22 protein-coding genes are annotated in these 22,675 nt (G+C 51.1%); 1 reads left to right on the forward strand and 21 read right to left on the reverse strand.

Annotated elements, in window-relative coordinates; genetic code table 11:
* Positions 1 to 67: 67 nt before the first annotated feature.
* From ACTQ3K_RS03210 to mtaB, 14 genes are all read right to left on the reverse strand, one after another.
* A complete protein-coding gene (locus tag ACTQ3K_RS03210) occupies positions 68 to 1,456 on the reverse strand; it encodes a glycine--tRNA ligase (protein ID WP_441565683.1) in 1,389 nt (462 codons plus the stop codon).
* An 85-nt stretch (positions 1,457 to 1,541) separates the two neighbouring features.
* On the reverse strand, positions 1,542 to 2,171 hold the full coding sequence (locus ACTQ3K_RS03215) for a hypothetical protein (protein ID WP_441565685.1): 630 nt from the start codon (positions 2,169 to 2,171) through the stop codon (positions 1,542 to 1,544).
* Positions 2,172 to 2,242: 71 nt separating this feature from the next.
* Positions 2,243 to 2,911 carry a DNA repair protein RecO gene (gene recO, locus ACTQ3K_RS03220; RefSeq protein ID WP_441565687.1) on the reverse strand — a complete coding sequence of 223 codons (669 nt, stop codon included), beginning with the start codon at positions 2,909 to 2,911 and terminating at the stop codon, positions 2,243 to 2,245.
* 244 nt (positions 2,912 to 3,155) lie between these two features.
* On the reverse strand, positions 3,156 to 4,055 hold the full coding sequence (gene era, locus ACTQ3K_RS03225; RefSeq protein WP_441565689.1) for a GTPase Era: 900 nt from the start codon (positions 4,053 to 4,055) through the stop codon (positions 3,156 to 3,158).
* A gap of 12 nt (positions 4,056 to 4,067) precedes the next feature.
* Positions 4,068 to 6,998: an insulinase family protein gene (locus ACTQ3K_RS03230; protein WP_441565691.1), complete on the reverse strand. Its 2,931-nt coding sequence runs from the start codon at positions 6,996 to 6,998 to the stop codon at positions 4,068 to 4,070.
* A gap of 22 nt (positions 6,999 to 7,020) precedes the next feature.
* Positions 7,021 to 7,773, reverse strand: coding sequence for a YdcF family protein (locus ACTQ3K_RS03235; protein WP_441565693.1), 753 nt, complete (start codon positions 7,771 to 7,773; stop codon positions 7,021 to 7,023).
* Between the two features lie 12 nt (positions 7,774 to 7,785).
* Positions 7,786 to 9,027: a peptidase U32 family protein gene (locus ACTQ3K_RS03240; protein WP_441565695.1), complete on the reverse strand. Its 1,242-nt coding sequence runs from the start codon at positions 9,025 to 9,027 to the stop codon at positions 7,786 to 7,788.
* Entirely contained in the window at positions 9,024 to 9,683 is a 660-nt protein-coding gene (locus tag ACTQ3K_RS03245) for an O-methyltransferase (RefSeq protein ID WP_441565697.1), read from the reverse strand. Before ACTQ3K_RS03245 ends, ACTQ3K_RS03240 begins: the two co-directional genes overlap by 4 nt.
* Complete coding sequence (locus ACTQ3K_RS03250; RefSeq protein WP_441565698.1) at positions 9,680 to 10,045, reverse strand: endolytic transglycosylase MltG; 366 nt, start codon at positions 10,043 to 10,045, stop codon at positions 9,680 to 9,682. Before ACTQ3K_RS03250 ends, ACTQ3K_RS03245 begins: the two co-directional genes overlap by 4 nt.
* Positions 10,046 to 10,087: 42 nt before the next feature.
* Positions 10,088 to 11,764 (reverse strand): ribonuclease J, encoded by a 1,677-nt coding sequence (locus tag ACTQ3K_RS03255; RefSeq protein ID WP_441565700.1) that lies wholly within the window; start codon positions 11,762 to 11,764, stop codon positions 10,088 to 10,090.
* A gap of 31 nt (positions 11,765 to 11,795) precedes the next feature.
* The gene (locus tag ACTQ3K_RS03260; protein ID WP_441565702.1) at positions 11,796 to 12,053 is read right to left on the reverse strand and encodes a DUF1292 domain-containing protein; all 258 of its coding nucleotides are present in this window, start codon (positions 12,051 to 12,053) and stop codon (positions 11,796 to 11,798) included.
* 106 nt (positions 12,054 to 12,159) lie between these two features.
* Positions 12,160 to 12,576: a Holliday junction resolvase RuvX gene (gene ruvX, locus ACTQ3K_RS03265; protein WP_441565704.1), complete on the reverse strand. Its 417-nt coding sequence runs from the start codon at positions 12,574 to 12,576 to the stop codon at positions 12,160 to 12,162.
* A gap of 7 nt (positions 12,577 to 12,583) precedes the next feature.
* Entirely contained in the window at positions 12,584 to 12,847 is a 264-nt protein-coding gene (locus ACTQ3K_RS03270; RefSeq protein WP_441565706.1) for an IreB family regulatory phosphoprotein, read from the reverse strand.
* Between the two features lie 56 nt (positions 12,848 to 12,903).
* Positions 12,904 to 14,265, reverse strand: coding sequence for a tRNA (N(6)-L-threonylcarbamoyladenosine(37)-C(2))-methylthiotransferase MtaB (gene mtaB / locus ACTQ3K_RS03275; RefSeq protein ID WP_441565708.1), 1,362 nt, complete (start codon positions 14,263 to 14,265; stop codon positions 12,904 to 12,906).
* A 181-nt stretch (positions 14,266 to 14,446) separates the two neighbouring features.
* Between mtaB and ACTQ3K_RS03280 the strand changes: the two genes are divergently transcribed.
* Positions 14,447 to 14,683, forward strand: coding sequence for an HPr family phosphocarrier protein (locus ACTQ3K_RS03280; protein ID WP_441565710.1), 237 nt, complete (start codon positions 14,447 to 14,449; stop codon positions 14,681 to 14,683).
* A 70-nt stretch (positions 14,684 to 14,753) separates the two neighbouring features.
* Here the strand turns inward: ACTQ3K_RS03280 and thiI are convergent, their stop codons facing one another.
* The 7 genes from thiI to ACTQ3K_RS03315 all read right to left on the reverse strand — a co-directional run bounded on the left by thiI (position 14,754) and on the right by ACTQ3K_RS03315 (position 22,527).
* Complete coding sequence (thiI, locus tag ACTQ3K_RS03285; RefSeq protein WP_441565712.1) at positions 14,754 to 15,950, reverse strand: tRNA uracil 4-sulfurtransferase ThiI; 1,197 nt, start codon at positions 15,948 to 15,950, stop codon at positions 14,754 to 14,756.
* 1 nt (position 15,951) lies between these two features.
* On the reverse strand, positions 15,952 to 17,106 hold the full coding sequence (locus ACTQ3K_RS03290; RefSeq protein WP_441565714.1) for a cysteine desulfurase family protein: 1,155 nt from the start codon (positions 17,104 to 17,106) through the stop codon (positions 15,952 to 15,954).
* Between the two features lie 8 nt (positions 17,107 to 17,114).
* Positions 17,115 to 17,852, reverse strand: coding sequence for a 16S rRNA (uracil(1498)-N(3))-methyltransferase (locus ACTQ3K_RS03295; protein ID WP_441565716.1), 738 nt, complete (start codon positions 17,850 to 17,852; stop codon positions 17,115 to 17,117).
* A 2-nt stretch (positions 17,853 to 17,854) separates the two neighbouring features.
* Positions 17,855 to 18,814, reverse strand: coding sequence for a 50S ribosomal protein L11 methyltransferase (gene prmA, locus ACTQ3K_RS03300; protein ID WP_441565718.1), 960 nt, complete (start codon positions 18,812 to 18,814; stop codon positions 17,855 to 17,857).
* A 17-nt stretch (positions 18,815 to 18,831) separates the two neighbouring features.
* On the reverse strand, positions 18,832 to 20,205 hold the full coding sequence (locus tag ACTQ3K_RS03305; RefSeq protein WP_441565720.1) for a sodium-dependent transporter: 1,374 nt from the start codon (positions 20,203 to 20,205) through the stop codon (positions 18,832 to 18,834).
* A gap of 352 nt (positions 20,206 to 20,557) precedes the next feature.
* Positions 20,558 to 21,853, reverse strand: a complete 1,296-nt coding sequence (locus ACTQ3K_RS03310; protein WP_441565722.1) for a sensor histidine kinase — start codon at positions 21,851 to 21,853, stop codon at positions 20,558 to 20,560.
* A gap of 20 nt (positions 21,854 to 21,873) precedes the next feature.
* Positions 21,874 to 22,527 (reverse strand): response regulator transcription factor, encoded by a 654-nt coding sequence (locus ACTQ3K_RS03315; protein ID WP_441565724.1) that lies wholly within the window; start codon positions 22,525 to 22,527, stop codon positions 21,874 to 21,876.
* Positions 22,528 to 22,675: the final 148 nt, after the last annotated feature.

Below are 22,675 nucleotides of genomic sequence, written 5' to 3' on the forward strand. Positions count from 1 at the left end.
GGCCCCAGGGCCTCACATCCACTCATGAACAGGCTCATGTGGATTCAGACCTTTTGACCCTGGTATCCTAAAACGTGAACTTATCAGCAAAGTAAGCATCCAGCTCTGCGATCGGCACACGAACCTGCTCCATGGTATCACGGTCACGAACGGTTACCGCACCATCGGTCTCGGAATCAAAATCATACGTTACACAGAACGGTGTACCGATCTCGTCCTGTCTGCGGTAACGCTTTCCGATATTTCCTCTGTCATCAAATTCACAATTGTATTTCTTTACAAGCTGCTCATATACCTTGAGCGCACCATCGTTAAGCTTCTTGGAGAGCGGAAGGATTCCGATCTTCACCGGTGCAATCGCCGGATGGAAATGAAGCACGGTACGGACATCGCCGCCCTCCAGTGTTTCCTCATCGTAAGCGCTGCATAAGAATGCCAGAGTCACACGGTCTGCACCGAGTGACGGCTCGATCACATACGGAATATATTTTTCCTTCTTCTCATCATCAAAGTAGCTCATATCCTCGCCGGAGGTATTCTGATGCTGGGTCAGATCATAATCGGTACGGTCTGCAATGCCCCACAGCTCACCCCAGCCGAAGGGGAATAAGAATTCCAGGTCTGTGGTTGCCTTAGAATAGAAGCAAAGCTCTTCCGGAGAATGATCTCTTGCCCGCATCTCATCTTCCCGGATGCCCAGATCTCTTAACCAGTTGATGCAGTAGGTCTTCCAATAGGAGAACCACTCCAGATCCGTTCCGGGCGCACAGAAGAACTCCAGCTCCATCTGCTCAAACTCTCTGGTACGGAAGGTAAAGTTTCCGGGTGTGATCTCATTTCGGAAGGATTTTCCAATCTGACCGATACCAAAAGGAATCTTCTTTCTGGAGGTACGCTGTACATTCTTGAAGTTTACAAAAATACCCTGTGCCGTCTCCGGTCTTAAATAAACGGTATTCTTCGCATCCTCGGTTACACCCTGAAAGGTCTTGAACATCAGGTTGAACTGACGGATATCGGTAAAATCATGCTTGCCGCAGCTCGGGCAGGGGATCTGATGCTCATCGATATAAGCCTTCATCTGCTCCTGGCTCCAGCCGTCTACGCTGCCTTCCAGCTCAATGCCGTTTTCCTCTGCATAATCCTCGATCAGCTTATCGGCACGGAACCGCTCCTTGCAGCTCTTGCAGTCCATTAACGGATCGCTGAAGCCGCCGAGATGGCCGGAAGCCACCCAGGTCTGGCTGTTCATCAGGATCGCGCAGTCTACACCTACATTATAAGGATTCTCCTGGACAAACTTCTGCCACCATGCACGCTTCACGTTGTTTTTCAGCTCTACGCCCAGATTTCCGTAATCCCAGGTGTTGGCAAGGCCGCCGTAAATCTCAGATCCGGGATATACAAATCCACGTGATTTGGCAAGTGCTACAATCTTATCCATTGTCTTTTCCATGTCTGCTTCCTCTCTTTTATAGAAAATCAGTAACGCTTTAGAGCCCTGCTCATTCCTGCCGGGCTCCGGTCTGTTACAAACACCCTTATTTAAATACAATATAGCTTACATCGGCTTCCGGTGTTGTCACCGTATTCTTGGAGTCAATGGTCACACCTGCACTCACAAAGGCTACCTTTCCTTCGATCTGCATGGTCACCGGTCCCTCGATCCGTACCACATGATACTTGCTGTTCTTTGTGACACTGTCCAGTGTCACGTTCTCATTCTTGGCATTCTTGAAATTTCCGCTTAAACTCATCTCGGCAACCGTTGCTTTTTCCAGGGCCGAGATACCGTCCTCCATGCCGCCGGTTCCGGTAAATTCCAGATAATCCGCACAGGTTGCATAGCTTAAATACAGAGATGCTGTATTGTCCTTAACCGTCAGGGAATCCACTGCCACCGGAAGGCTGGTATTTTTATCGGCATACGCCTCGGAAGCTGCACCTTTTTCAGAGTTATAGCTCTTCACCGCATTCTCCACATAGGCCTTCAGCTCATCCTCGCTGTAATTGCTTCCTGAGAAATCTTCAATATCAGCACTGATAACCGTTCCGTCTTTCTTCACATAGATACTGCTCCCGGTCGGCTCAAACTTCGCCGATCCGCATCCGGAAAGAACGGTCATGATCACTGTCAGCGCTGCAAGAAGTAACGTCCATGATTTCTTCATTCTTTTCCTCCTCATAACAGACTTCCCTCATTGTACCTTGTTTCCCTGAGATTTTCAATATGTTTCTGCCCTTAAAAAGAAGAAATCCCGTTTAAGATTTCTTCTGATTTAAAGGTTTTTGTCAGATACCGCTTTTTATTCTCCGCCTGAGCCGCCAGAAGCTCCTTCAATACCGACTCGGAAACTGCAAACGTAAACAGCTTTTCCACCGGCGTTTCGATCACGAACCCCACCGTATACCGGGCCGTATCGCCAAGACGCTTAAAGCAGGAAAAATCCAGGTCTCCGTTCATCGCCATCATGCGAAGCTCATAAACAAACCGCACCAGACGGTTATCCAGGCTCTTTTTCGGCAGGGCGCGGAGCGCCTGATAGAGAAGCTTTAAGGTGGAACACTCATCTGCATTCTCTCTGGAATAATAGTCGGCAAACTCCAGGAAATAATACCCCAGGTACACACAGTCCAGATCCGAGGTGACCTCCTCAAAATAATTGGTGATGGACAGATGCTTGACGGTGTAGGAGCTCCGCCCTTCATATAAGGTAAAGGTTCCGAAGCAGAACGGGCGTATCCCGGAGATCAGAGGACTGTTCTGCCGTCTGGCTCCCTTGGCAAACGCATGGAGCTTTCCATGCTCGCGGGTCAGGAGCACAACCCGCTTGTCATAATCACCCACCGGAGTCGCCGAAAGGACGATTCCCATGACATTGATCAGATTGTCATCGGACGGATAAGACATGAGAACCTCCTTCCTTAGTACTGGGTACGGATTCTCACCTTGTGTCCGTTCTCCCTCCACCGAAAGTCGGTCGAACCGGACACAAGGATGAGAATCCTGTTCCATTCCTTTTGCCACCCCCACTGCCGGAGCGTAAAGCACGCGCACCCCGACTCAAGGATGTGAATCCTGTTCCATTCCTCCTGCCACCCCACTGCCGGAGCATAAAGCACGCGCACTCCTGTCAGACTTTTCGGGACTGGTGCTACATATCCTTGCTGTATCCGTAGCTCTTCAGATACATGTCGTTATCGCGCCATTCTTTCCGTACCTTTACCCAGATTTTCAGATTGACGCGGGCATCCATCATGGCTTCGATGTCATGGCGGGCACTGCTGCCGATTTTTTTTAGCATGGCGCCGCCTTTTCCGATGACGATTCCTTTATGGGATTCTTTTTCGCAGATGATCTCGGCCTCGATGTCGAACAGGCCGTCGGGGCGCTCTTTCATTTTCTCGACGGTCACGGCGATCCCGTGGGGAATCTCGTCCTGGAGACAGCGCAGCGCTTTCTCACGGATGATCTCTGCTGCGATCTGGCGCATAGGCTGGTCGGTCACGGTGTCCTCATCGTAGTACATAGGCCCGCAGGGCAGATACTTCATGATCACTTCCAGAACGGTGTCCAGGTTGTCGCTCTTTAAGGCCGACACAGGAATGATCTCGGAGAAGGGGAATATCCTTTCATAAGCTCCTATGTACTTTAAAATATCTTTTTTATCCACCGTGTCGATCTTGTTGATCACCAGGATCACCGGTGCCTTCACCTGCTTCAGGATTTCCAGGATATGCTGCTCTCCGGCGCCGATATAGGTGGTAGGCTCTACCAGCCACAGTACCACATCGCTGTCCTTGATGGTACGCTCCGCTGCGCCCACCATGTACTCGTCCAGCTTGTGCTTTGCCCGGTGGATTCCGGGGGTATCAAGGAAAATGATCTGCCCCCGGTCATCGGTGTAGACTGTCTGAATCCGGTTTCTGGTGGTCTGAGGACGCGCCGAGGTGATGGCGATCTTCTGTCCGATCAGATGGTTCATCAACGTGGACTTTCCGACATTCGGACGGCCGATCAATGCAACAAACCCTGACTTCTTCTGCTTTTCCAACTGAATTCCTCCTTAGAGACGAAGCGTTTCTTTAAACAGCTCTTTTTCCGCTTCGATTTTTCCGGCTCCGCCGATGGCACAGATATCGCCTGAATCCAGGATCGCCTGCGCAATGTCCGCCAATGCCCGGATATCGTTCTCAGATGCTCCAAGAACCTCATCCCGCTCCTTCTGGAGCATCTCTGCTGTCACACCGGACAGATACATGCTGAGATTCCGGATTCCTCTGATATACGGTGTCAGAGGCGTATCCATGCTGCTGATCGTGCCGATGATGTATTTCGTCATATCCCGCTCATCCGCAGTGAAGTTTCTTAAATATCCGGGGACTCCCTCAAAAACCTCATTGGTCTTTCCAAGATTGGGATCCCGGTAGGAAACAAAGTAGCTGTCTCCGGTCTTCCCGAAGCCGCTCATGACTCCGTAGGCACCGCCCTTCACACGCACCTGGATCCAGAGATAATCATAGCTTAAGATCACCTGGAGGATCCTCAGTGCTCCGGTGTAGGAATAGCCCTTGTCCCGGTAGTTTCCGCACCGCGCCACGTACTGGACCTGGGAAGAGGTTTCAAAGCCTTCATTCCTCTGTTCCGTCCGGATCTCCTCACGGCGGATTATGTTCAGCGGAATTTCTTTCGTTCCCGCTGCCGTTCCCGGAAGCTTTTCCGCAAACGCCTTTAATGCCGCTTTAAACTCTTCATAGCCGGCCTCGTCTGCCGTCACGCAGGCAAACAGGTTTTCCTTCCGGAAAATCGTCTTTGCCAGTACGGAAAACTTTCCAAATAAGGCTTCCTTTTCTCCGTCAAAATTCTTTTCCAGACGTTTTAACAGCTCATAACATGCGATTCCGCCGATAGAATCTCCGAATACGGCAGAAGCCGAATGATAGGTGCCTGCCCGCAGCATGGCAGTAGCATGGCCGGACTGAATGAGATTCTGCTCTGCTCTGGATCGTGATCTTGCGGCCAGCTCCCTGATCCGTTTTTCCTCCATAAGATCCGACTCTGCCAGGATCTCATAAATTAACTCCATGGCCCGGCCGATCTTTCCGTAAAAGGCCTTTGCCGAAAACTCCAGTGCTGCCCGGAAATCCCCTGAGGAAGGCAGAACCGCATAATTAGGCAACGCTGCCGCAATACCCCCGGTTTCGATGTTGATCTCATTGGCCAGTTCCTGATAAGAATGCTCCTTTGTGCTCACCAGCCCCAGGATCGATTTAAACACCGCCAGATACGGCCAGTCCTCCTGAGGCACACCGCTCACATCAAAGCTGAGCCGCATATAACCGATCCCGTTGGTAAACACATCGGTGTGCAGTACCGGAATTCCGTCAACCTCTTTTAAGATGCCGCCCGGCTGTTTTGCCTGCTTTTCAATATCCTCTCTGGAAAGCATGGGGATCTTTTCCAGATCTTCCTTCGGTGACGGCTCCTGCTGGTAGGCCTTCAGCTCTGCTGTTGCTTTTATAAGCGCCTGTCTCGCCGCCTGATCCATGCCGTCAAGCTTCTTTTCCAGCTTCTCTGCCAGTGCATTCTCCCGTTTTGCATCCAGTCCCTTTTCCGGGGAAAGAATGATCACCGCCTGATGAAGATTATTTAATAAATAATCCGTGATCAGACTCTCAAAATAGCCGTCCTTCTGATGCGTCCGTAAGAACCGGAAGCTTTCCTCAAATTCCAGATGCATGAACGGATTGGTTTCCTCATACAGCCAGCTGTCAAAGCACTGAAGCCCGTACATCAGTCCCTTGGGATACGCTCCGAATTCCGCCTCCCGGTATTTGAACTCCAGCGCATTTAATCCCGCCTCCAGAAGGCGTTCGTCAATTCCGTTCTCAGCCATCCCCTCCAGCGTTTCCCGGACGATCTTTAAGAATTCTTCCAGCCGTTCCCTGTCGGTGTTTTTTGCTACCACAGAGAACACCGGCTGCAGGATCCCGCTGTCATACCCGCCGTAAATATCGGTTCCGATCCCGGCATTTACCAGCGCCTCCTTTAAGGGCGCCCCCGGTGCGGATAAAAGCACATATTCCAGGATCTGGAATGCAATATACAGATGGGGATCCAGATCGGTTCCCACCACCGTGTTGACCGAAAGGAAGGTTTTTCCGCGCTCCTCCTCGTCCTCTCCGATGGGATAAAAAATCTCCACCGGCTTTTCTGCCATGCAGGGCTTCTGGAACGGAATCGCGGAATCCGGCTCCATGGCATCGTAATCGGAAAGATATTCCCTGTCCAGGAATTCCAGCTTTTCCTCCATATCCATATCACCGTAGAGATAAATATAGCTGTTGGATGGATGATAATAGGTCCTGTGGAAATCCAGAAACTGCTCATAGGTAAGCTCCGGGATCACCTCCGGATCACCGCCGGACTCTGCATGATACGGGGTATCGGGAAACAGCACCGTTCTGGTATAACGGTCCAGTACGCTCTCCGGAGAGGAGAACACACCCTTCATTTCATTATAGACCACACCGTTGATGGTCAGCGGCCCGGCCTCATCCTCCAGTTCATAATGCCAGCCCTCCTGGCGAAAGATCTTCTCGTTGGTATAAATATTCGGGTGGAACACGGCATCCAGATATACGTCCATCAGGTTCTGAAAATCCTGGTCGTTGACGCTGGCCACGGGATAGACCGTCTTATCGGAATAGGTCATGGCATTCAAAAACGTATTCAGGGATCCCTTTACCAGCTCCACAAAAGGATCCTTCACCGGAAACTTCCGGGATCCGCAGAGCACCGAATGCTCCATGATATGAGGCACGCCGGTACTGTTCGATACCGGAGTCCGAAATCCGATGGTAAACACCTTATTGCTGTCGTCGTTGGAAAGCAGGAACAGCCTGGCCCCGCTTTTTTTATGACGCAGGATCCAGGCCTTTGAATTTAATTCCTTTACTTCTTTTTCAATGATCACTTCATAAGCATTATGCTGCATCTGCCTGTTAACTCCTTTCCGGTCAGATATTTCCCATAAACCAGTCCTTCAGGACTGCGAAACATTCTCTCATCATCATATTCGGAAGATAGATCAGATCGGTCTTCGCCGGAACACCCTGAACCTGCTCCATGCCAGCCTTCTTTCCGATGGCGACCGCCCGAAATACATGAAAATCGCTGGTCACGATCCCGATACGCGCCTCCCGGTCGCTGATGAGAGACAGACTGTATTCCAGGTTCTGAGCCGTATTCACCGCATACCGCTCCATATAGATCCGTTTCCGGCTGATGCCCTTCTGGGCCAGATAATCCCGCATGGCAGCTGCCTCGGAAATTTCCTCTCCCTCGCCCCTTCCGCCGGTGACGACCGCTTTTGTTTCCGGATGCTCATCCAGATACTCCGCAGCGGTATCCAGCCGGTACTTTAAGGACTTGGACAGCTCCCGTCCGTTGACCTTGGCCCCCAGAACTACCAGATAATCAAACCTGGCATCGGAATCCGGGATCATGGAAATTCCAATCATGGAACCGACAATCAGAAAAACCAGAAGAGCCAGCATCACCGTTGTGCGGACCGGCACCCTTACCCATAGGGGCAGTCTCTTTAAAAACAGCCGGGAGCTCTGGATCCCCCACACCATAGACAGAAGACCGCAGACCACCGCCAGAAGCAGCCAGAACAGAGAAAACGAGGTCCCCATTCCGGCGTAGGCCACCAGCAGAATATAATAGATCAGGGACAGACTCCCCAGTACTCCAAATAGTATGTTCATTGAACCGTCCTCTTATGCGGATTCACCCTTCTTCCGTAAAATATCATATCGCTCCGGTGTCTCGGAAAGCTTCACGAAAAGCGCCTGTCTTGCATGGGGCGCGCTTTCCTGGACCATTCCCTCGGTGTCGGTAATGCCCTCCACCAGTACTTCATGATTTTCACCTGAGGGCTTCATGATCTCAATGGTCTCGCCCACGGAAAATTTATTTTTCTGCTCCAGCGAAAACCAGCCGTCTGGACGGGCTTCTCCGGCAATACCAAGATAAATATACTCCTGCTTATAGGTGTTGCTGTCATAGATCTGGGCATCCGATCCGGGCTTTCCATAGAAAAAGCCAGTGGTAAAGGGTCTTGTGGTGCACTTTCCGATCTCCGCCCTGTACCATTCCATGTTTGCTTCATACTGTTCTCTGGAAGCAAACCAGTCATCAATGGCCCTTCGATAGGTTCTTGCCACCGTTGCCACATAAAGAGCAGTCTTCATGCGCCCTTCGATCTTTAAGCTGTCGATCCCGGAGGTCAGAATGTCGTCCATATGCTCAATCATGCACAGATCCTTGGAATTGAAAATAAAGGTTCCCCTTTCATTTTCATAAACCGGCAGATACTCGCCCGGCCTGGTCTCCTCCATGACTGCATATTTCCAACGGCAGGGGTGCGTGCAGGCACCCCGGTTGGCATCCCGTCCGGCCAGATAATTGCTTAACAGGCATCGTCCCGAATAGGAAATACACATAGCGCCGTGGATAAAGGTCTCGATCTCCAGATCATCCGGAATATTGGCCCGGATCTCCCGAAGTTCCTTTAAGGAAAGCTCTCTGGCGGACACCACCCGCTTTGCGCCCAGCTCATGCCAGAAGCGATAGGTTCCGTAATTGGTGTTGTTGGCCTGGGTACTCACATGACGCTCGATCTCCGGTGCAACCTCTTTGGCGATCATAAAAACGCCGGGGTCGGAAATGATCAGTGCATCCGGACCGATGGACTTCAGCTCCTCAAAATACCTCCGGACACCATCCAGATCCTCATTATGGGCGAGGATATTGGCGGTCACATAAACCTTCACCCCCCTCTCATGGGCAAAGGCAATCCCCGCCTTCATGTCTTCCATGGAAAAATTCTTCGCCTTGGCACGAAGTCCGAAGGCTTCTCCGCCGATGTAAACAGCATCCGCGCCATAGATCACGGCCGTTTTTAACACTTCCAGGCTGCTGGCCGGAATCAGAAGCTCCGGCTTTGTTCTCTCCTTCATCGCTGTAACTGCTCCTTTATTTTCACACTGATGGTCACGCCGTCCCCGATGGGGATCACCGCCGTCTCCAGTTCCTCCATGTGCTTGATGGTATAGAGATACTCCCGCATACGCGCATGGATCGTTCGGTTTCTTCTCGTCACCGCAAACCGCGACTCAATAAGATCTCCGTCCTGAAGCACATTGTCTGACACCAGAACGCCTCCAACCGGCATGAGCCGCAGCACCTCCGGAAGAAAATGGATATACTGCCCCTTTGCCGCATCCATGAAGATAAAATCATACGGTCCCGAAAGACTCTTTAAGATCTCTGCCGCATCGCCGGGGAGGAGGGTAATAACATCTTCCTTCCCGCCCCGTCTGAAGTTCTCCCGTGCAATGGGAATCCGTTTTTCATATTTTTCGATGGTAGTAATGGTACTGCCCTCGGGCATATGCTCACTCATTAAAAGTGCCGAATACCCCGTTGCCGTTCCCACCTCCAGAATCCTCCTCGGCCGCTTCATCTCCACCAGCGTTTTTAAGAGGCTTCCGGTCTCTTTCCGGATAATAGGAACAAAAGAGGCAGCCGCCTCCTTTGCGATCATCCGCAGGAATTCGCTGTCTCCCTGTTCCAAAGAATTAATATACGTGATAGTCCGTTCATCTACGATCATGATGCTTCCTCTGTATCCACAGCCGCACCGGAAAGTACATCCAGGATCATCTTTCCGGTCATGTTGCTGTTTAACCGGTAGCTGCCTGCCTTCAGGCTACTTCCGTAAAAATATTTCTGTGCAATCAGTACCAGAGAGCTGTCGATCAGCCCTTCTTTCTTCAGCTTCTCCGCCACCTGGCGGATATTCTCCCCGGAATCCACTGTAACCGTCACGGTGTATGGATGATCCGAGACACCCTCCCGTTCATCAAACACGTCCTTTCCGAACTGATAGCCCTTCACCGACAGTAAAAGGATCACGGACAGTGCCGCAGCCAGAACGGTAACGCGCAGCAGGACACTGAATATCCGTTTTTTCATATCCGTCTCCTTTCTGAAAGCCGGACCGGAACAGGCCGGAGCTTAAACCTCCATAATGATCGGCATGATCAGGGGATTCCGCTTCATCTTCTTCCAGATATAATCACTTAAGCTGTCGCGGATCACATTCTTGATCTTGCCCCAGTCACTGATCCTCCGGTCAAGGCAGTGCATAACCGCATCCTTTACCACAGCATGTGCCTCTTCCATAAGGTTTTCCGATTCTCTCACATAGACAAAGCCTCTGGAAACAATATCGGGGCCCGCAAGAAGCTCATTGCCTCTCCGGTCAAGAGTCAGAACCACGATGATGATTCCGTTCTGTGCCAGATTCTGACGGTCACGAAGTACGATATTGCCGACATCACCGACGCCAAGGCCGTCAACCAGTACCGGACCTGCCGTTACACTTCCGGTAACCTCCGCCGAATCCGGTGTCAGTTCCATGACATTTCCGGAATGCATAATATGAATATTCTCCTCCGGAACCCCCATTTCCTTTGCGATCTCGGCCTGTGCCATCAGATGACGGTACTCGCCGTGGACCGGAAGTGCAAACTTCGGCTTCACCAGAGAATAGATCAGCTTCAGATCCTCCTTGCAGGCATGGCCGGATACATGGGTATCCTGGAAGATAACCTTTGCTCCCTTGGCAGACAGCTCATTGATGACCTGTGCCACCGCCTTCTCGTTCCCGGGGATCGGATTGGAGCTGAAAATAACTGTATCTCCGGAATTGATCGATACCTTTTTATGGAGATCCGCCGCCATACGGGAAAGAGCCGCCATGGACTCACCCTGGCTTCCGGTGGTAATAAGCACCGTCTTTTCCGGCGGATAATTATTTAACTGGGAAATATCCATCAGCGTACCGTCCGGGATCTTGATATATCCAAGCTCGTTGGCAATGCCGATGATGTTGACCATGCTCCGCCCCTCCACGACAACCTTTCTGCCGTACTGATACGCAGAGTTGATGATCTGCTGGACACGATCCACATTGGAGGCAAATGTTGCCACAATGATCCGGCGATCCTTGTTTTCTTCAAAAAGCCGGTCGAAGGTCCGTCCCACCGTGCGCTCAGACATGGTAAAGCCCTCGCGTGCAGCGTTTGTACTGTCTGCCATCAGGGCCAGAACTCCCTTCTTTCCGAGCTCGGCAAACCTGGTTAAGTCCACCGGATCACCGTAGATGGGCGTATAATCGATTTTAAAGTCTCCGGTATGAACAATGGTTCCCACCGGCGTAAAGATGGCAAACGCGGCCGCATCGGCAATGCTGTGGTTTGTCCGGATAAATTCCACCCGAAAGCAGCCCAGGTTCACGGACTGTCCGTATTTCATGACCTTCCGCTTGGTGGACCGGGTCATGCCGCGCTCCTTTAACTTATGCTCAATGATCCCCATGGTCAGCTTTGTCGCATAAACCGGCACATTGATCTCCTGCAGCACATAAGGCAGGGCGCCGATATGATCCTCATGTCCGTGGGTGATCACAAAGCCCTTGACCTTTTCAATGTTATCCTTCAAATAGGTGATGTCCGGAATCACCAGATCGATTCCCAGCATATCATCGCTGGGAAACGCCAGTCCGCAGTCCACCACAATGATACTGTCCTCATATTCAAGGACCGTCATATTCATTCCAATCTGTTCCAGTCCGCCTAAGGGAATGATCTTCAGCTTGGATGTTCCCGTTGCTTTTTCTGTTTTTCTCAAATAAATTACCTCTTACTTTCTATAAATCCGTTCACTGGATATCCACATCCTCCAGAAGCTCATTGAAGATCCTCGCCAGGTACTGCTGTTCCTTTTCGTCCTCCACGATCTCATAAATGGCCTCTGCTTCCTCTGCCGCAGAAACATCTTTTAAAATATAACAATCTCCGTCCTCATCCTCCGAGTCGGTCACAAGCACATAATTACAGCCGGCCACCCTGGTCTCCTCCAGGACATAGCAGGCGATCGTTTCTCCGTCTTCCGCGGTCAGAATGATCTTCTCGTCCATATTATCTCCAATCTTTTTCTTCCGGAAACTTCTGTTCCGGATTCCTTCGTTTTTCCCTTCACCGGAAATCCTTTCCGTCAAAGCAAAAATCAAATGGCAACACAAATCACAGGGAATCAAGATATCCCTGTAAAATCAACACCGCAGCAATTTTATCCACGTAGTCCTTCCGGTGTTCCCGCCGGACTCCCGCTTCTTTCATGATCTCATCCGCTTCCACCGTCGTCAGCCGCTCGTCCCAGTAGATCACCGGAAGCCCGGTTCTGGCGGAAAGCTTTGTTCCGAATTCCTCCGATTTTTTCGCCCGTTCTCCGAAATCACCGTTCATATGGAGCGGACAGCCGACAACCAGCTTCTCCACCTCATATTCCTTAATCAGCTCTTCCAGCCGTGCCAAGGTACGGCGAAGCTTGTTTTCCTCCTGTCGTCTTACAATCTCAACGCCCTGTGCTGTAATTCCAAGAGGATCACTCACCGCAACTCCCACGGTCTTGGAGCCGAAATCCAGTCCCATAATCCGCATAAGCTATTTAACCCTTCAGCTTGCTTTCAATATAGACCTGCACCAGCTCTTCCAGGATCTCGTCCCGCTCCAGCTTTGTGATCAGACTTCTTGCACTGCCGTAGCTGGTAATATACGTCGGATCTCCGGACATGATATAACCGACGATCTGATTGATCGGATTATATCCCTTTTCGCGGAGTGCCTCATAAACCCGCGCCAGAATCTCTCCGGCCTCCGGTCTGCCCTCCTGCGATGCACTGAAAAATTGTGTTCTGTGTATATCTCCCATTTTATTCACGTCCTTACATGCTTGTATTTCTATTTTATACCAAATCGAGGTACCTATCAAGAGGTTTTTTCTGCCCGCAGGATTCCGTCCGCCAGAACACCGCCAAGCTTTACCGAAAGTAACATTCCCGGCTTCAGCATTTCCTCTGTTTTTTCCTCTATGGGAACCGCCGCCTTTACATACTCCCTTGTAAAGCCAACCATATAAGGCTTCCCCTCGATCTCATGGATTTCTTCCAGTAAGATCTCTGTTTCTTTTCCATCATAAAAGCTCCGGAATTCCTCCGACAGCCGTTTTTCCAGGGCAAGTGCCAGATGGCTCCGCTTTGTCTTGATCTCTTCCCTTACCTGACCGGACATGCCGGCCGCCTTGGTACCCTTTCGTACCGAGTATTTAAAAATATGCATTTCATAAAATCCGATCTTTTCCAGAAAGGAAAGGGTTTTCTGAAATTCCTCCTCCGTCTCTGCCGGAAAGCCCACGATCACATCGGTGGTGATGGCCGGGTGCTTAAAATACTTCCGAAGGAGTGTACAGGCTTCTTCATACTCTGCCGTGGTATAATGGCGGTTCATGCGCTTTAAAGTCAGATCGCAGCCGCTCTGGAGAGACAGATGAAAATGCGGACAGAATTCCGGGATCTCCGAGATCGCAGCCGCAAACTCCTCTGTAATGATCCGTGGCTCCAGAGAGCCAAGCCGGACCCGCGCGATTCCCGGAATCGCAGCCACCGACCGGATCACCTCCAGCAGTGCCGTTCCATCCAGTCCTGCCGGCGGATGCTCCAGAAAATCCTTTCCGTAGGACGATAAATGAATTCCCGTCAGGACTACCTCTTTATAGCCCTGAGCTGCGAGATTCTCCACCTCTGATAAAATATCCGAAAGTGCCCGGCTCCGGATCCGTCCCCGCATATAGGGAATGATGCAGTAGGAGCAAAACTGATTGCAGCCGTCCTGGATCTTGATAAAGGCTCTCGTATGCTCCGCCGTCCGCTTTAAGGTCATCCGCTCATATTTGCTGGCATGAGACAGATCCACTACTGCCTGCTCCGGCTCCGGATCCTCAAAAAATGTCTTCAGAAGCTCCGGGAGTCTTGCCTTCTGGTTATTGCCGATGACCAGATCGGCATCCCCCCGCTCCAGGATCTCCTTTGCCGATCCCTGAACATAACAGCCTGCTGCCACGATCACAGCATCGGGATTCTGCTTCTTTGCCCGATGGAGCATCTGTCTGGATTTCCGGTCTGCCATGTTGGTCACACTGCAGGTATTGATCAGATAGACATCTGCCTTTTCCTCAAAGGGTACCAGTTCATAGCCATGCTCCTCCAGAAGCTGCCCCATCGCCTCAGTCTCATAGGCATTGACCTTGCAGCCCAGATTATGAAGCGCTGCCTTTCGTTTTTTCTGTTCCATGGGAATCTCCTTTATAGTTTGAAGCAAATTTACACATGCATTTTATCCAATACTTCCGTTCGCTCTCTTGACTTTTCTTCGGTTTCTGTCTAGTATTATAGTAAGCCGAAATGATCCCTTACAGATTCATTTTCTGATCACCGGGATCTTTCTGATATAGAGGAAGGGAGAATGTATTTCAATGAAAACTGTTCAGATTTCTTTAAACTCCATCGATAAGGTAAAGTCTTTTGTCAACGACCTTACAAAGTACGATTATGATTTCGACCTGGTATCCGGCCGTTACGTGATCGACGCAAAATCCATTATGGGAATTTTCAGCCTGGATCTTTCCAAGCCCATCGATCTGAATATTCATGCCGATGACAACATGGACGCTATTCTGGAAACCTTAAAGCCTTATCTGATCAAGGAATAAGCCTTTAAACGTTTTAAGCTGTTGTCTGAAAAGCCGCGCCGGTCCGGTGCGGCTTTTTATATTACAGCATCTACTGAATCTTAATAATTTCCCGTCCTTCGATGGCAGTCTTCAGCATCTCATCGATCTTCTCCTGAAGCTTTTCTTCAGAACGGCGGATAATCTTCAAATTGGGTTTTGTTACGGGATGCTTTGCAACAAAGATCGTACAGCAGTCCTCAAAGGGCTGGATCGAGGTCTCGAAGGTATCGATCTTCTGGGCAATCTCCACGATGTCCTGCTTGTCAAAGCCGATAACCGGACGGAATACCGGCATCGTACATACTTCGTTGGTACAGGCAAGACTGGGAAGCGTCTGGCTGGCCACCTGGCCGATGCTCTCTCCCGTGATCAGGCCAAGGCAGCCGTTCTCCTCGGCAATCGCCTCTGCAATCCGCATCATATAACGGCGCATGATGATCGTCAGCTCCTCATGAGGGCACTGATCGTAAATATAAAGCTGGATATCCGTGAAGTTGATCACATGAAGATCCATGGGACCGGCATAGCGGGAAACCAGCCTGGCCAGATCCACCACCTTCTGCTTTGCACGCTCGCTGGTATAGGGCGGCGCATGGAAATAAACTGCATCGATCTTTACGCCGCGCTTTGCCACCATCCAGCCCGCCACCGGACTGTCAATACCGCCGGATAACAGAAGCATGGCCTTACCGGCTGTTCCCACCGGCATGCCTCCGGGGCCGGGAATGATCCTGGAATACAGATTGATCCGGTCACGAAGCTCCACATAGAAAAACACATCAGGCTCATGGACATCCACGGAAAGGGTCGGGAATGCGTCCAGAATCGCCTCGCCCAGATCAGCATTGACCTCATTGGACTCCATAGGAAACTTCTTGTTGGCCCGCTTGGTCTGTACCTTAAAGGTAAAGTTTCCTTCCGGATGGACCTTTTTGATATAATCAATGACACGTTCTCTGATATCCTCAAAGCCGTTGTCATCAAACTGCACCATAGGGCAGATCCCGGCGATTCCGAATACATGCTGAAGCTTTTCCACCACCTCATCAAAATCAAAGGCAGCGCCTGCTTCCACATAAACACGGCCATTTTCCTTTCTTACGGTAAAATCACCTTCGGTATCCCGCAGGGCAAAGCGGATCTGCTTTAACAGTGCATCCTCGAACAGATACCGGTTCTTTCCCTTAATCCCGATCTCCGCATATTTAATCAAGAACGCATGAAACAAATTGTCATGTGCAAACATGCTATTTCCTCCTGTATCGTCTCAGTACCGGCAGAAGCTCGGAAAGCATCTGCGCACAGTACCGGATCTCTTCCTCTGTGGTAAATATGCTGAAGCTGAATCGCAGCGTAGAATCCAGAAGCTCCCGTTCCACACCGATTCCGCGGAGGGTTCCGCTTACCGCCGGGTGGTTGGAGGAGCAGGCCGAACCGGAGGACACATAAATCCCCCGCTCCTCCAGGGCGTGGAGAAGCACCTCGCTTCTCACTCCCGCAAAGCTCACACTCACCACATGGGGCGCGCTCTGCTCATCGGTCAGTCCATTGATCTTCGTCTCCGGAAGCTCCTGCACAAGTTTTACAAATTCTTTTTTAATCTCATACATCCGGGCGATCTTCGCCTCATGATCCTCATAGATCTTCTCCGCTGCCACACCAAGCCCGGCAATTCCCGGAACATTATGCGTTCCGGAGCGCATGCCCTTCTGCTGGCCGCCGCCGTAGACAACCGGAACAATCTTCGTTCCGTCCTTGATATATAAAAAGCCGACGCCCTTGGGGCCGTGGATCTTGTGACTGCTCACCGAAAGCAGATCGATATGCTCCTTTTTCGGATTGATCCGGTATTTTCCGTATGCCTGGATCGCATCTACATGAAAAATCGTTTTCGGATTTTTCCGTTTGATCAGCGCACCGATCTCCTCGATGGGATTCACCGATCCGACCTCGTTGTTGACGTACATCACCGAAACCAGCGTGGTCTCCTCATCGATGGCTGCCTCCAGCTCCTTTTCTTTCAGATGACCGTTTTCATCCACAGGGATATAGCTTACACGATATCCCTCTTCCTCCAGATAGCCAAATACATTGTAAACCGAGGCATGTTCGATGGTTGATGTAATAATATGCTTTCCTGCCCGCCGGTTTGCTCTGGCCGCACCGATGATGGCCATGTTGTTGGACTCGGTCCCGCCGGAGGTAAACACGATCTCCGAAGGCTTCGCCTTCAGGGTCCTTGCAATTCTCTCCGCCGCCGCCTTTACATACTGCTCGGCTTCCATGCCTTTTTTATGAAGAGAGGACGGATTTCCATAGTCCTCCATCATGGTCTTTACCACAATATCCCTTACCTCAGGGAGCGCCACTGTCGTGGCCGAATTATCCAGATATGCTTCCATAGCTTCCTCTACTTTTCCAGCTGCAGCATCAGCGCCGCCAAAAGCGCCATGCCTGCCGTTTCCGTCCGCAGGATCCGCCGTCCCAGCGTAATGGGACAGAAGCCCCGCTCCTTTGCATATGCCACTTCCTCGTCCTCAAAGCCGCCTTCCGGCCCGATGAACACGGCCGTTCTGGTCCCCGGCTTCACGCCTGCGAGAACCTGCTTTGTATAAGCCATTCCTTCGGCATTCTCATAGGGGAACAGCTTACAGTCAAAATCTGCCGCTGCATCCACTGCTTCCTTAAAGGTCATCACCGGAGCCACCTCCGGGATCACCGTCCGCTTGGACTGCTTGGCCGCACTTTCCGAAATGGCATTCCATCGGCGTACCTTGGCCTCCGCCTTTTTCGCATCCAGCTTCACTACGCAGCGCTTCGATGCCACCGGAATGATCCGGCTGATTCCAAGCTCCACATTTTTCTGCACTACCAGCTCCATCTTGTCACCCTTGGGCAGGCACTGGAACAGCACGATCTGAGCCGGAAGCTCCGTTCCGTCCTCGTCCTTTTCCAGCAGCTCCACATGGACACCGTCCTCGGAAAACGCCTCGATGCGGCAGTTATAGCAGAGAGACGCACCGTCACTGATCCGGAGCTTATCCCCCTGCTTTAACCGCAGTACATTTTTAATATGATTCACATCAGAACCGGTGATCCGTGCTTCCTTCTCTCCGATCTGATCGTGATCCACAAAAAACAGATACATGGCTAACCTCTCTTTTTTGCTGTAACGGATACCCAGTCATTCTGATGCGTGATCTCCAGAATCTCCCAGTCACTGTTGGCCGCAAAAGCGTCCTTTACATCCTCCTCCTTGGTATTGATGATTCCGGAGGTGATAAAGATTCCGCCCGGCTTCAGATGCCGTGCCGCCTCGCCCTGAAGCATGATGATGACCGGCGCCAGAATATTCGCCACCACGATATCATAACAGCCAAGCCCTGCTGCCTTCTGGATCTCCTCATCATCAATGATATTGCCCTGAACCAGACCAAAGTCTGCTTCGCTGATTCCGTTCACCTCAGCATTTTCTCTGGCCGCGGTAATGGCATTCTCGTCCAGATCTGTTCCGAATGCACTGCCTGCCCCCAGCTTCAGTGCCGCAATGGCAAGGATCCCGCTTCCGGTTCCAACATCCAGTACCCTGTCTCCATGCTTCAGATACTTCTGGATCTGGCGGATGCACAGCTGCGTTGTCTCATGGGAGCCTGTTCCGAATGCGGTTCCGGGATCGATTTCGATCATCAGCTTATCCTTATGCTCCTCCGGTACTTCCTCCCAGGTGGGCTTGATCAGAATCTGATCGACCGTAAAGGGGTGGAAATACTGCTTCCAGTTGTTGACCCAGTCCTTGTCCTCAGTTTCTTCACAGGTAATGGTTCCCTCACCCACATTGGTGAACAGGCGAAGCTCCGAAAGTCCTTCCTGAACTCCGGCCAGAATTGCCGCCTCGTCCGCATCCATTTCCAGATAAAAGGACACCGACGCGGTTCCGTCATCGGGCGGGAGCTCCGGAAGAATGTCAATAAACATTCCCTTGGTATCCTCATCGGTCAGCGGCACATTGTCCTGAATCTCGATGCCCTCCACGCCCTGCTCCTCCAGCATACTGCTGATCAGATCGATGGCTTCTGTTGTTGTCTCAATGGTATATTTTTTCCATTTCATTGTAAACCTTCCTCCTGTTACATGGAGATCCATCCGAATGCGTTTGCCACAGAGCTTAATAAAATGATTGCCGCAAAGATCGGACAGAGATATTTGATCATGAAATTAAAAATCCTCTTCCGCTTAAAAGCTCCGCCCTCCAGGGTCACCTCTTCTTCGATTTTCTTTACTCCCATCACACGGGATACCAGCAGGCAGGTGGCAATAGCCGCAATGGGCATCATCACGGAGTTCGTCAGAAAATCAAAGAAATCCAGAAACTGCATGCCGATGATCTTCACCATGGCAAGGGGGCCATAGCCCAGGGACGACAGCGTCCCCAGTGCCAGCATGATCACGCCGACAATTACGGTTGCCTTCTTTCTTCCCCAGTGAAGCTCGTCCTGAAATGTGGAAACTGCACTTTCCGTCAGGGCAATGGAGCTGGTGAGCGCCGCGCAGAGCACCAGTACAAAGAACATAATTCCGACCACGGTTCCCAGTCCCATGCTGGCAAACACCTTGGGAATCGTAATAAACATCAGAGACGGTCCGGCCTGAAGGGTATCGGGATCTCCGCTGGAAAATGCAAACACCGCCGGAATGATCATGAGTCCGGCCATGACAGCGATCGCCGTATCAAACACCTCCACCTGCTTTGTAGAGGTTTCGATCGATATTTCCTTCTTCATATAAGAGCCAAAGGTCACCAGGATCCCCATGGCGATGGATAGAGAATAAAACATCTGTCCCATGGCCGCCACAACGGTCATCCAGGAGAAATTCTTTACATTGGGCACCAGAAAATACTTCACACCCTCCAGGGCCCCCGGTCTTGTAATGGAATAAACGGCAATGATCACCGATAACACCACCAGCACCGGCATCATAAACTTGGAGACCCGCTCCACGCCGTTTCGCACACCGGCATAAATAATTCCCACAGTCAGAAGTGCAAAGATCACAAAACAGATCTCTGTAGATACACCATTGGAAATAAACGCGCCGAAATAGCCGTCTGCGGCCAGCGCTGCGCCGTTTCCACGGACATACTCCGCCAGATACTTGATCACCCAGCCGCCGATCACGGAATAGTAGGGTACGATCAGGATCGGAATGATGGCATTGATCCAGCCGCCAAAGGACAGAAACCCATTCTTTCCGAATCTGGCAAACGCCCCTACCGGGCTTTTTCTCGTCATACGTCCCAGTGCCGTCTCCGCTACAATCATGGTATATCCGAAGGTCAGTGCCAGAATGATATATACCAGTAAAAAGATCCCTCCTCCGTACTTGGCCGCAAGATACGGGAATCTCCAGATATTTCCCAGCCCTACTGAGGCTCCTGCCGCCGACAGCACAAATCCCAGTTTGCCGGAAAAGGTACTTCTGTGATGATGATGCTTTTCCATAATAAATCTGTTCCTCTCACATTTTTTCTTCATTATTTTATGATACACAAGGAACAGTTTAACATAGGAACGGATGGAATGCAAGGAGGTGAACCGTTCCAATGCTGTTTTTCACACCGAATCGGTATATCGCTGCTTAGGGCGACTTACCTTTCGCGGCTCCACTTCTTATATGATTTCTTTACAGCCTCCGCCAATTCTTAACGCTTCCTTGGCATCTGTTTCGCCCCAGGCGTTGTATAATATAGACAGGAAGAAGGTGATTTTATGTTATGCATAATTCTTGTGGGGCTTGTGGCGGTTCTTGTAACTGCAAAGATAGGAATTCCGCTGTTGCTCTGCCTGAAAGAGCTTAATAAAGAAACCGATTGATTTTCAATGGAAGCTCCGCCGGAACCGCCACCTCAAAGGCGGTTCCGGTTTCTTTTTCGCTTCGAACAGAGATCCTTCCCTTATGGACGGAAACGATTTCTTTTGCAATGGCAAGACCCAGACCGTAGCCGCCGGCTTCCCGGCTTCTTGACGCATCGCCGCGGTAGAACCGTTCAAATAAATGCACCTGCATTTCCTTTTCGATATAGCTTCCCGTATTGTGAACCGTAAGCTTCACCTGATTTTTCACCGGCTCCAGAGCCACGGTAATAGTACCGCCCGGCTCGGAATATTTGCAGGCGTTGTCGATGAGGATCACCAGAAGCTGCTTTAACTTTTCCGGATCTCCGTTTACAAACAGATCCGGTGTGATCTTCGTATCCAGCATTTTCTTCTGCTCAAAAACCACTGACTCAAAGCCGAGAGCTGCGCTCCATGCAAGATCGCTGATGTTCAGCCGCTCCATATGAAGCTTTCCGGTCCCGGCATCCGCCCGTGCCAGCTCCAGCATATCCTCCACCAGCCGCTTCATGCGGACTGCCTCTTCTTTTGTATTCTCCACCCATTTTTCCTGCTGCTCGATGGTGTCCTCTTTATGACGCTGTAAGATCCCGATATTGGCAAGGATCACCGTCAGAGGAGTTTTTAATTCATGGGAGGCGTCTGCCACAAACTGCCGTTCCCGCTCCCAGGAGCGCTGTACCGGCCCCACGACCCACCTGGCCAGCCAGAGACTGATGAAGAAAAAGACCAGAAGGCTTCCCATTCCCACCAGAAGCAGGATCACCGCCAGACGGCGTATGGTCGTCAGCTCATCACTGCGGTCCATGAACACCAGCCTGATTCCCCGTTCGTCAGTCCGTTTCATGTAGCGCAGTCCCATGGAGGACAGGATTCCGCTGTCCTTTCCTGTTTCCATGCAGGTTTCTGCCAGTTCTTTGGCTTCCTCTTCTTCAATCTCAAGACTGTCCGCCCCGATGATCTCTTCCACATCGCCATTCGCATCGAGCCGGATCAGAAAAACGCTGCTCTCGCGGGGATCCTCCAGATTAAAGGGGCGGCCGCCCGGCGGTGCATTATCTCCGGTCTGCTCCGTTTTTCCGTCCGCTGGCCGTTCCCCCGGCTGAGGCTCCAGCTTCTGCTCCATCAAAATCTCGCTTTCCTTTGCAAGCTGCCGGCTGTTGATCACCATGACCGAGGAAAAGGTCACCAGAAGGGCGATACTCACCAGAAGCATATTGACCAGGATAAATTTTCGCTTCAGTTTCCGGATCATACGCCCTCCGTTTCAATCTTCTATCCAATCTTCCGTACCGTACCGATGGTTGTTTTTGCACCGAGATAGGCCAGCTTCTTCCGCAGGAACGAAATGTAAACCTCCACATTGTTATCCTCCGCATCGGATTCGCTGCCCCAGATTTTTAACAGGATCGTTTCTTTCGGAAGCACCGCTTTCGGATTGGACAAAAGAAGCCGCATGATCTCAAATTCCTTTTTTCCCAGATGAATGCTTTTTTCTCCCCGCTCCAGCATATAGGTTTCCAGATTCAGGTTGATGTCACCGCAGGAAAGTCCCTCCACCGCCACCTCGCCGGTTCTGCGGGAAACCGCCCGCAGTCTTGCCAAAAGCTCCTCCGTCTCAAAGGGCTTCGTCAGGTAATCGTCGGCTCCGCAGTCCAGTCCGTGAACCTTGTCTCCGGTCTCAAACCGCGCCGTCAGCATCAGCACCGGCGTCCGGATTTTTTCCTTTCGCAAAGTCCGAACCACCTGGAAGCCATCCATGCCCGGCAGCATCACATCTAAAATGATCACATCATAGATCCCGCTCCGTGCCAGATCCAGGCCATAGATTCCATCATGAGCCTGATCCACCGTATGTTTCCGCTCCGTCAAAATCTGTGCCAGTGCCTCCGCCAGCCGCACCTCGTCCTCAACAACTAAAATCCGCATACCATGCGCCTCATTTCTTCACCAGTAGATTTTCTTCAGATATTTATCAAACAGCTTGCTTACGCGCTCCCGCAATCCTTAATGGCATTCACAGTTCCGTCCTGTCGACTTTCCGCTCATCTGAGTTTTATATAACTATAATAACATA

The organism is Candidatus Paralachnospira sp. LCP21S3_A2 (genome assembly GCF_052118925.1).
Taxonomy (GTDB): Bacteria; Bacillota; Clostridia; order Lachnospirales; family Lachnospiraceae; genus Lientehia.

Excerpts from the sequence above, each read along its gene's own strand:
- ACTQ3K_RS03280 (WP_441565710.1), top strand. The coding sequence starts at position 14,447 with ATGAAAACTGTTCAGATTTCTTTAAACTCCATCGATAAGGTAAAGTCT.
- ACTQ3K_RS03310 (WP_441565722.1), bottom strand. The coding sequence starts at position 21,853 with ATGATCCGGAAACTGAAGCGAAAATTTATCCTGGTCAATATGCTTCTG.
- ACTQ3K_RS03240 (WP_441565695.1), bottom strand. The coding sequence starts at position 9,027 with ATGAAGGAGAGAACAAAGCCGGAGCTTCTGATTCCGGCCAGCAGCCTG.
- thiI (WP_441565712.1), bottom strand. The coding sequence starts at position 15,950 with ATGTTTGCACATGACAATTTGTTTCATGCGTTCTTGATTAAATATGCG.
- ACTQ3K_RS03250 (WP_441565698.1), bottom strand. The coding sequence starts at position 10,045 with ATGAAAAAACGGATATTCAGTGTCCTGCTGCGCGTTACCGTTCTGGCT.
- recO (WP_441565687.1), bottom strand. The coding sequence starts at position 2,911 with ATGTCTTATCCGTCCGATGACAATCTGATCAATGTCATGGGAATCGTC.
- ACTQ3K_RS03270 (WP_441565706.1), bottom strand. The coding sequence starts at position 12,847 with ATGGGAGATATACACAGAACACAATTTTTCAGTGCATCGCAGGAGGGC.
- ACTQ3K_RS03260 (WP_441565702.1), bottom strand. The coding sequence starts at position 12,053 with ATGGACGAGAAGATCATTCTGACCGCGGAAGACGGAGAAACGATCGCC.
- ACTQ3K_RS03235 (WP_441565693.1), bottom strand. The coding sequence starts at position 7,773 with ATGAACATACTATTTGGAGTACTGGGGAGTCTGTCCCTGATCTATTAT.
- ACTQ3K_RS03230 (WP_441565691.1), bottom strand. The coding sequence starts at position 6,998 with ATGCAGCATAATGCTTATGAAGTGATCATTGAAAAAGAAGTAAAGGAA.
- mtaB (WP_441565708.1), bottom strand. The coding sequence starts at position 14,265 with ATGGAACAGAAAAAACGAAAGGCAGCGCTTCATAATCTGGGCTGCAAG.
- ACTQ3K_RS03215 (WP_441565685.1), bottom strand. The coding sequence starts at position 2,171 with ATGAAGAAATCATGGACGTTACTTCTTGCAGCGCTGACAGTGATCATG.
- ruvX (WP_441565704.1), bottom strand. The coding sequence starts at position 12,576 with ATGCGGATTATGGGACTGGATTTCGGCTCCAAGACCGTGGGAGTTGCG.
- ACTQ3K_RS03245 (WP_441565697.1), bottom strand. The coding sequence starts at position 9,683 with ATGATCGTAGATGAACGGACTATCACGTATATTAATTCTTTGGAACAG.
- prmA (WP_441565718.1), bottom strand. The coding sequence starts at position 18,814 with ATGAAATGGAAAAAATATACCATTGAGACAACAACAGAAGCCATCGAT.
- ACTQ3K_RS03305 (WP_441565720.1), bottom strand. The coding sequence starts at position 20,205 with ATGGAAAAGCATCATCATCACAGAAGTACCTTTTCCGGCAAACTGGGA.
- ACTQ3K_RS03295 (WP_441565716.1), bottom strand. The coding sequence starts at position 17,852 with ATGTATCTGTTTTTTGTGGATCACGATCAGATCGGAGAGAAGGAAGCA.
- ACTQ3K_RS03210 (WP_441565683.1), bottom strand. The coding sequence starts at position 1,456 with ATGGAAAAGACAATGGATAAGATTGTAGCACTTGCCAAATCACGTGGA.
- ACTQ3K_RS03315 (WP_441565724.1), bottom strand. The coding sequence starts at position 22,527 with ATGCGGATTTTAGTTGTTGAGGACGAGGTGCGGCTGGCGGAGGCACTG.
- ACTQ3K_RS03290 (WP_441565714.1), bottom strand. The coding sequence starts at position 17,106 with ATGGAAGCATATCTGGATAATTCGGCCACGACAGTGGCGCTCCCTGAG.